We start from the raw sequence: 6,864 nt of genomic DNA on the forward strand, positions 1-6,864 counted from the left end.
GGGCCCCTGCGGCGACGGTAAAGCCCGAATACCCCTTGGCGTCGGCCCCTGTTGCGCACATATAGGGGCCAAGCTCAAAGAGGAGATGACAATGCTGGAACTTGGCGAAACCCAATCCACCCCCGCCGCTGATCTGGTCATTGATGGAACAGATGGCACCTTTGCAACCGACGTGATCGAGGCATCGCAGACCGTGCCCGTCATCGTGGATTTCTGGGCGCAGTGGTGCGGCCCGTGCAAAACACTTGGCCCCGCGCTTGAGGCGGCCGTGCAAAAGGCCGGTGGCCGGGTCAAGATGGTCAAGATCGACGTGGACGCCAACCAGATCTATGCGGGCCAATTGCAGGTGCAGTCGATCCCCACCGTCTATGCGTTTTACCAGGGGCGTCCCGTCGACGGTTTTCAGGGCGCGCTGCCCCCGTCCGAGATCGGCGCCTTTGTCGAAAAAATCGCAGCCCTCGGCGGTGATACCGAAGCCGAAGGGCTGAGTGCGGCAATCGAAGCCGCCAATCAGATGCTGGACGAAGGGGCGGCCACGGACGCCGCCGAAACCTTTGCCGCGATCCTGCAGGAAGAACCGAACAACGCCGCCGCCTATGCCGGTTTGGTCCGGTCCTATCTGGCGCTGGACGACGTCGATCAGGCCGAGGCAATCCTGAATGGCGCACCAGCCGAAATTTCAACCGATCCGCTGCTGGAAGCAGTGCACGCCCAGATCACACTGGCGCGTGAGGCGGCGCATGCTGGCCCCGTAGCCGAATTGCAAGCCACGGTCGAGGCCGAGCCGGACAACCATCAGGCCCGGTTTGATCTGGCGATTGCCCTGCACGCCAATGGCAAGGCCGAAGAGGCGGTGGGTGAACTGCTGGAACTGTTCCGGCGTGATCGGGAATGGAACGACGGGGCCGCAAAAACCCAGCTTTTCACCATTTTCGATGCCCATGATCCCAAGGATCCGCTGGTGCTGAACGGTCGCAGAAAACTGTCGTCACTGATATTTGCCTGATCGCCATGGCGGGCTAGATCGATGATCATGATATCATCCACTGATCTGCCAGACACCATTCCGGTGTTCCCTCTGCCGGGCGCGCTGCTTTTGCCGCGCTCGCGGCTGCCGCTGCATCTGTTTGAACCGCGCTATCTGGCGATGCTGGATGATGTGCTGAAAACCTCGAACCGGTTGATCGGCATGGTGCAGCCCTATGATGCGCCGGGGGCGTCCGGCAAGCTGCACAGCATCGGCTGCGCGGGCAAGCTGACAGCGTTCTCCGAAACCGAGGATGGGCGCTACATGATCACCCTGTCCGGCGCGTCCCGCTTCCGGATCGTGGAAGAGGTCGAAGGGTTCACACCCTACCGTCGGTGCAAGGTCAACTGGCAAGGGTTCGAACGCGATTTGGGAGCCGTCGAAAAGGACCCGCATTTTGACCGACCCGCCTTTATGGACGCGCTCAACCGGTTTTTTGAGGATCGGGGCCTGTCCACCGATTGGGACAGTCTCGGCGATGCTGAGGATGAATTGCTGATCAATTCGCTCTCCATGCTCTGCCCGTTTGATCCCGAAGACAAGCAGGCCCTGCTGGAGGCCCCATCGCTCGCCACGCGGCGCGAGACGCTGACCACCCTGATCGAATTTGCCCTGCGCGGCGGCAATGGTGAGGAAGTCATGCAATGAGCGAAACAGCTTTCGACCCCAAAATGCTCGAAGCTTTGGTCTGCCCGATGACGCAGGCGACCCTCAGCTATGACGCTGAAAAGCAGGAACTGATCTCAAAACCCGGCAACGTCGCCTTTCCCATCCGCAACGGGATCCCAGTGATGCTGATGGATGAGGCGCGTCAACTGGATTGATCAGTTGCCGGAACCGACTTGCGGCGGCGCAGGCTCAGCAAGACAAAGATAAGGCCGATGGCGAGCGCAATAATCGGGACGCTGCTCAACGCGCTGCCAAAAATGACCGAGCCCAACTTTTCCATACCTTGGGCCTCTGCGTAGCTCGATTGGAACCCTCCCCAGATCCCTGCCAGCACAAGGGACCCACCCGCCACCAGCAAGAGGCCGGACAGGAACAGGCCGCGAAACAGCCCGGCCTTTGATTTCGGTGTAAAAAGTACGGCCAGAAAAACGACAGCGGCGACGACAAGAAGGGCCTGAACTATCTCCGCATCGGTTCTGTCTCTGGTGACCGCCCAATACATGACCAGCGGGATCGCCCCGATGGCTCCAATCGCCGCAAAGATCGGGGCAGCGATTAAATTACCGATAACATGCCACATAAGACCCCTCCACCGGTCGAAACGTACCATCGGCATGTGGATTTCGGCAACCAGCGTGGGTGTACCGGGTGTTTTGGGGGAATATCGGCAGTGAGCCCATCTTTGTCGATGCTGCGCAACGCGGGAATGACCGGTTCTAGGAAAACTGGCTCTGATCGGTTCACAATGCGAGCGCCGCTTTGTTCTCAGGAGCGGATGTTTTTCACAATACTTGCCATTGCCTCAAAAGCGGACTCGCCCGTTCCTGCTGAAAAGAAGGTGGTTCCCGACGAGGTATGGTGACGCCATTCAGCCGAGAAGATGTCATTGCCACCATTATGCCAGAAAAGTAGACCGCCATCATCAAGCGGTTCGACCACAAGACCGTACCCATAGAATGTGTCACCTTCACCCTCATCGACGTGAGGAACCAGCGCTGCAGCCACGTAGTCTTCGCCTACGATTTCTCCATCAAGGAATGCCGCCCAGAACGACAAGAAGCCTTCGGCTGTCGTTACAAGCCCCCCGTTTCCTACAAGATTCCACCCCGGCGCAGAGCCACCCCAGCTTGCTTCAGCGACGTGAAGGCGCTGATACCCGGTCAACCAGAGTCTCTTGCTGATTATGGACCGATCTTGATCATACGCCTGCCCATAGCCGATGGGATCTAAACCCTTCGGGATCACGCGCTCAATGAGGTAGCCCTCATAATCCAGACCACTTTGTAGCTCGATGATGGCTGCGAGTATGGAATATCCAGCGTTTGAATAGGAATGAACTGCACCAGGTTCGGCATCCAATGGCGCTTCAAATACGCGTTCAAGGAATGCGGAACGTGACAGTTTTTCTTCGTCATCGCCTGTCGACTCGATGATACCAGAGGTGTGGGTCAGCAGTTGATGAAGGGTTATCTCAGCCTTGTCCCGAGGCACATTCGGCAAAAGCTGAGAAAGCGTCGTCTGGGTCGTCATGCCCATATCTTCGATAAGATGTATGACTGCGATGGCCGTCACAGTCTTGGTAATCGATCCAATGTCCACGATCTCGTCGGCGCCTGCGACTTTGACGTCAATCCCGCTTTCGACGTCTATTGTGCCAGCGCTGTCGCGTGCGGCGACAATAACTGGATGGTCAGAAGCCATCGCAGCAGCCAAGATCTCGCGCGTCGCTGTTTCGGCCAGCGCCGGGCTAACAAATACAATTGCCGAGACAAACAGAATGAGGGATTTCATAGCGGTTCTCCGTCGGGGTTTGTCTAATCTGATGTGTCACGATGACCAAAACAAGCGCAAAGCGGACATGATCAGATGCCGAAAATGCGACCGCACCATTTCGCGAACCAGTCGCCCATCACCCCCGCATTAGTTTCGGCAAATCCCCTGTCAGCCCCGCTGCCTCGCGGATAAAGCCGCGCCGCAGGCCGGGGGCGGCGTTGACCAGCCCCATGCCGATATCGCGGGCGGCCCGTAGCAGGGGGTTATCATTGGAAAACAACCGGTTGAACGTGTCCGTCGCAATCGCAAGTGTGGCCGTATCGAAGCGCCGCCATTGTTGGTAACGCTGTAGCACCACCGGGCTGCCAATATCCTCGCCGCGTGCGCGCGCCTCGGCCAGCACCTCTGTCAGGGCCGCCACATCGCGCAGCCCCGCATTCAGCCCTTGCCCCGCAATCGGATGCACGCCATGGGCGGCATCGCCGACCAGCGCCAACCGATCTGCGATAAAACTGTTGGCCAACGTCAGCCCCAGCGGGTAGGTGAACCGCGCCCCTGTCAGGCTGATCTGCCCCAGAAAACTGCCAAACGCGGGGCGCAAGGCGTCCAGAAAATCCGCATCATTCATCGCCGCCAGCTCCGCCGCGCGCGCGTCCGTCTCGCTCCAAACAATGGAACTGCGATTATCGGTCAGCGGCAGAATGGCCAGCGGCCCACCCGGCATGAAGAATTGATGGGCAATGCCACCGTGGGGTTTCTCGTGAGCCACCGCGCAAACTACGGCCGTCTGCCCGTAACCCCAGCCGGTTCGCTTGATCCCGGCGCGTTCCGCCGTCCCGCTGCTGCGCCCGTCAGAGCCGATCAACACAGCGCCGGTCACGGTATTGCCTGAGGCCAGCGTGACGGTCACGCGAGGGCCATCAACTTCCTGCGCGACCACAGTTTCAGGCGCCAGATGGGTGATCCGCTTGTCCGCCTTCATGGCATCAAGAAAGGCACGGCGCAGGAACCGGTCCTCGACCATGTAGCCCATCGGACCTTCCTCGATCTCGGCATGATCGAAATGCATCATCCAAGGGGAGGGGCCTTCGCCGGCGCGCCCGTCGGTCACCTTGATCTCCAGCATCGGCTGCGCGTGATCGCTGATCATATCCCAGATCCCGATACCCCGCAGCAGACGTGTGGATGCGAGGGCGAGCGCATAACTCCGTCCGTCAAAATCCGGCTTCTTGCGCCGGTCTACAGGCAGGGCGTCGATGATGGTCACCGCAAAACCCGCCTGCGCTGCGGCCAGTGCAAGGGCAGGACCATTCAGCCCGCCACCCACGATGATGATATCCGTCTTCATGCGCCGCACTATGCGCACCCGTCCGGGATTGTCCATGCGCCTGATGGCCGCTACCGTCGGCCAAAATTAGGGAGACGACGATGCAGGACTGGCGATGGATGCGCGCGGCTGATCTGGGGCGCGGAATTGCGGCTGGGGCGATTGACCCGGTCGCGCTGACCGAAGTTTATCTGGATGCTATCGACGCCCATGAACACCGCGACCGCATCTATGCGCGCGTGACCCATGACAGGGCCCGGGCCGAAGCAGCTGCTGCCGCCGCGCGTGCCAAATCCGGGTTCCGGCGCGGTCCGCTCGACGGGGTGCCGGTCTCATGGAAGGACCTGTTTGACACCGCCGGGGTGGCGACTGAGGCGGGAACCACCCTGATGGCGGGCCGCGTGCCCGAAACGGACGCCTATGTGCTGCAGACGGCAACAGCCGCCGGGCTGGTCTGCCTGGGCAAGACCCATATGTCCGAAATCGCGTTTTCGGGGCTCGGCCTGAACCCGATCACAGCGACGCCCCCGTGCATCAACGATCCCGACGCAGTGCCGGGCGGATCGTCATCGGGGGCGGCCGCATCTGTGGCGTTCGGGCTGGCAGCGGCCGGGATCGGGTCGGACACGGGCGGATCTGTCCGCATTCCGTCGGCGTGGAACGATCTGGTGGGGCTGAAAACGACCCACGGGCGGCTGTCGCTGGATGGGGTGGTGCCGCTTTGTCTGACCTTCGACACCATCGGCCCGCTTTGCCGGTCCGTCGAGGATGCGAACCTGCTGCTGGCTGCCTTGGAAGGCACGAAAGCCGCCGATCTGGCCGGGCACACGCTGTCCGGCGCGCGCCTGATGCTACTCGAAACCATCGTCTCTGATGATGTGAGGCATGAACCCAAGGCCGCGTTCGACAAGGCTGTTGCGGAATTGCAGGACGCCGGCGCCACCGTCAGCCGACGGGCATTTCCGGCGCTGACACAGGCCTTTGACGTGGCCGGGGCGCTTTTCGCCGGTGACAGCTATGGCTGGTGGCGGGATCGGGTTGAGGCGCATCCGGAAAAGATGTTCCCGCAAATCCTCGAACGGGTGCGGGGCGGGCGGGATGTGCGGGCGGCGGACTACGTGGCCGGATGGAACCTCGTCCATGACATCCGCAAACAATATGCGGCTGCGACGACGGGTTTTGATGCGGTGATCATGCCAACGGCGCCCATCCTGCCTCCCAATGCCGACCGGCTGCTGGCCGAAGACGCCTATTACAAAACCGAAAACCTACTGGCGCTGCGCAATACACGGGTCGCGAACCTGATGGGGACCTGTGCAATCACGCTGCCCACCGGCGTGCCATCATGCGGGATCATGTTCAACGCCCCGGCAGGAGGTGAGGCGGGGCTGCTACGGCTTTGCGCGGCGGCAGAGCAGGTGCTTGCTGAACACGGGTCACAGGGCTGACCTGGGACCTGACTGTTAGCCTCTTGTTGAACGCCAGATAACGTTGGATTCTGGGCGGAAGGACGAAGCCGCTGCCGCAGCAATGGCGCTTGTGGCTGAAGTATTGAGCTGATCCTGAAGTTGCGTATTTTGCGCTCTTATTGACCTGTCTGATGATTGGGTTTTCTCAATCTGCTGACGGGAGAGTTTCATGAAAGAGGATAAAACAACGCCACTGCGGGGACGGATGATCAAAGATATGCGCATTCGTTTGATGGGTGCGAAGACCCGGCAAGGCCATATCAGAGCGTCAGGTATTTTGCTGATTTCATCGGGCGCTCACCCGATACGGCGACGCCGGCCAAGCTACGCGCCTACCAGTTGCACATGACAGATATTGGAGTATCGACCAGTATTTTCAACGTCAGGATCGTCTTATTGCGCTTCTTCTTTGGCGTGACCTGCGGACGGGAGGAGGCGGGCATGCGGACGAGCAACTACAGCGACGCGCTCTCGCGGAATACGGTGCATAAGATCACGGCGTCCGGACACATATCCGAGTACCCCTGTCTTGCAAGTATTCTCTGAACCAATCTGTATCATAGCCGCGATCCCCAAGCAGCCATTCGACGCTCGGCAGG

7 protein-coding genes and 2 pseudogenes are annotated in these 6,864 nt (G+C 60.2%); 5 read left to right on the plus strand and 4 right to left on the minus strand.

From position 1 onward, the window contains the following. The first annotated feature begins 91 nt into the window (after positions 1–91). The 3 genes from ACFWW4_RS18035 to ACFWW4_RS18045 are packed head-to-tail and all read left to right on the plus strand — an operon-like array spanning position 92 to position 1,851. Complete coding sequence (locus ACFWW4_RS18035; RefSeq protein ID WP_411892131.1) at positions 92–1,006, plus strand: tetratricopeptide repeat protein; 915 nt, start codon at positions 92–94, stop codon at positions 1,004–1,006. A gap of 27 nt (positions 1,007–1,033) precedes the next feature. Next, on the plus strand, positions 1,034–1,675 hold the full coding sequence (locus ACFWW4_RS18040; protein ID WP_411892139.1) for an LON peptidase substrate-binding domain-containing protein: 642 nt from the start codon (positions 1,034–1,036) through the stop codon (positions 1,673–1,675). Then, positions 1,672–1,851 (plus strand): Trm112 family protein, encoded by a 180-nt coding sequence (locus tag ACFWW4_RS18045; protein WP_411892132.1) that lies wholly within the window; start codon positions 1,672–1,674, stop codon positions 1,849–1,851. Before ACFWW4_RS18040 ends, ACFWW4_RS18045 begins: the two co-directional genes overlap by 4 nt. On the opposite strand, the gene ACFWW4_RS18050 is transcribed toward ACFWW4_RS18045, so the two are convergent. The 3 genes from ACFWW4_RS18050 to ACFWW4_RS18060 all read right to left on the minus strand — a co-directional run bounded on the left by ACFWW4_RS18050 (position 1,839) and on the right by ACFWW4_RS18060 (position 4,853). Further along, positions 1,839–2,276 (minus strand): hypothetical protein, encoded by a 438-nt coding sequence (locus ACFWW4_RS18050; RefSeq protein ID WP_411892133.1) that lies wholly within the window; start codon positions 2,274–2,276, stop codon positions 1,839–1,841. The genes ACFWW4_RS18045 and ACFWW4_RS18050 overlap by 13 nt on opposite strands. A gap of 185 nt (positions 2,277–2,461) precedes the next feature. Continuing rightward, positions 2,462–3,487 (minus strand): serine hydrolase domain-containing protein, encoded by a 1,026-nt coding sequence (locus tag ACFWW4_RS18055; protein WP_411892134.1) that lies wholly within the window; start codon positions 3,485–3,487, stop codon positions 2,462–2,464. A 118-nt stretch (positions 3,488–3,605) separates the two neighbouring features. After that, the gene (locus ACFWW4_RS18060; RefSeq protein ID WP_411892135.1) at positions 3,606–4,853 is read right to left on the minus strand and encodes a UbiH/UbiF/VisC/COQ6 family ubiquinone biosynthesis hydroxylase; all 1,248 of its coding nucleotides are present in this window, start codon (positions 4,851–4,853) and stop codon (positions 3,606–3,608) included. 44 nt (positions 4,854–4,897) lie between these two features. On the opposite strand from ACFWW4_RS18060, the gene ACFWW4_RS18065 reads away from it, so the two are divergent. Continuing rightward, entirely contained in the window at positions 4,898–6,244 is a 1,347-nt protein-coding gene (locus ACFWW4_RS18065; RefSeq protein WP_411892136.1) for an amidase, read from the plus strand. 190 nt (positions 6,245–6,434) lie between these two features. After that, positions 6,435–6,700: pseudogene (locus ACFWW4_RS18070) on the plus strand (phage integrase N-terminal SAM-like domain-containing protein); the annotation flags it as partial. A gap of 70 nt (positions 6,701–6,770) precedes the next feature. On the opposite strand, the pseudogene ACFWW4_RS18075 reads toward ACFWW4_RS18070, so the two are convergent. Then, positions 6,771–6,864, minus strand: a pseudogene (locus ACFWW4_RS18075) (IS5/IS1182 family transposase); the annotation flags it as partial.

Source organism: Yoonia sp. SDW83-1, assembly GCF_046762885.1.
Classification (GTDB): Bacteria; Pseudomonadota; Alphaproteobacteria; order Rhodobacterales; family Rhodobacteraceae; genus Yoonia.

Bases quoted from the DNA above. Each gene is read 5' to 3' on its own strand.
- ACFWW4_RS18050 (WP_411892133.1), bottom strand. From the start codon at position 2,276: ATGTGGCATGTTATCGGTAATTTAATCGCTGCCCCGATCTTTGCGGCG.
- ACFWW4_RS18060 (WP_411892135.1), bottom strand. From the start codon at position 4,853: ATGGACAATCCCGGACGGGTGCGCATAGTGCGGCGCATGAAGACGGAT.
- ACFWW4_RS18065 (WP_411892136.1), top strand. From the start codon at position 4,898: ATGCAGGACTGGCGATGGATGCGCGCGGCTGATCTGGGGCGCGGAATT.
- ACFWW4_RS18045 (WP_411892132.1), top strand. From the start codon at position 1,672: ATGAGCGAAACAGCTTTCGACCCCAAAATGCTCGAAGCTTTGGTCTGC.
- ACFWW4_RS18035 (WP_411892131.1), top strand. From the start codon at position 92: ATGCTGGAACTTGGCGAAACCCAATCCACCCCCGCCGCTGATCTGGTC.
- ACFWW4_RS18055 (WP_411892134.1), bottom strand. From the start codon at position 3,487: ATGAAATCCCTCATTCTGTTTGTCTCGGCAATTGTATTTGTTAGCCCG.
- ACFWW4_RS18040 (WP_411892139.1), top strand. From the start codon at position 1,034: ATGATATCATCCACTGATCTGCCAGACACCATTCCGGTGTTCCCTCTG.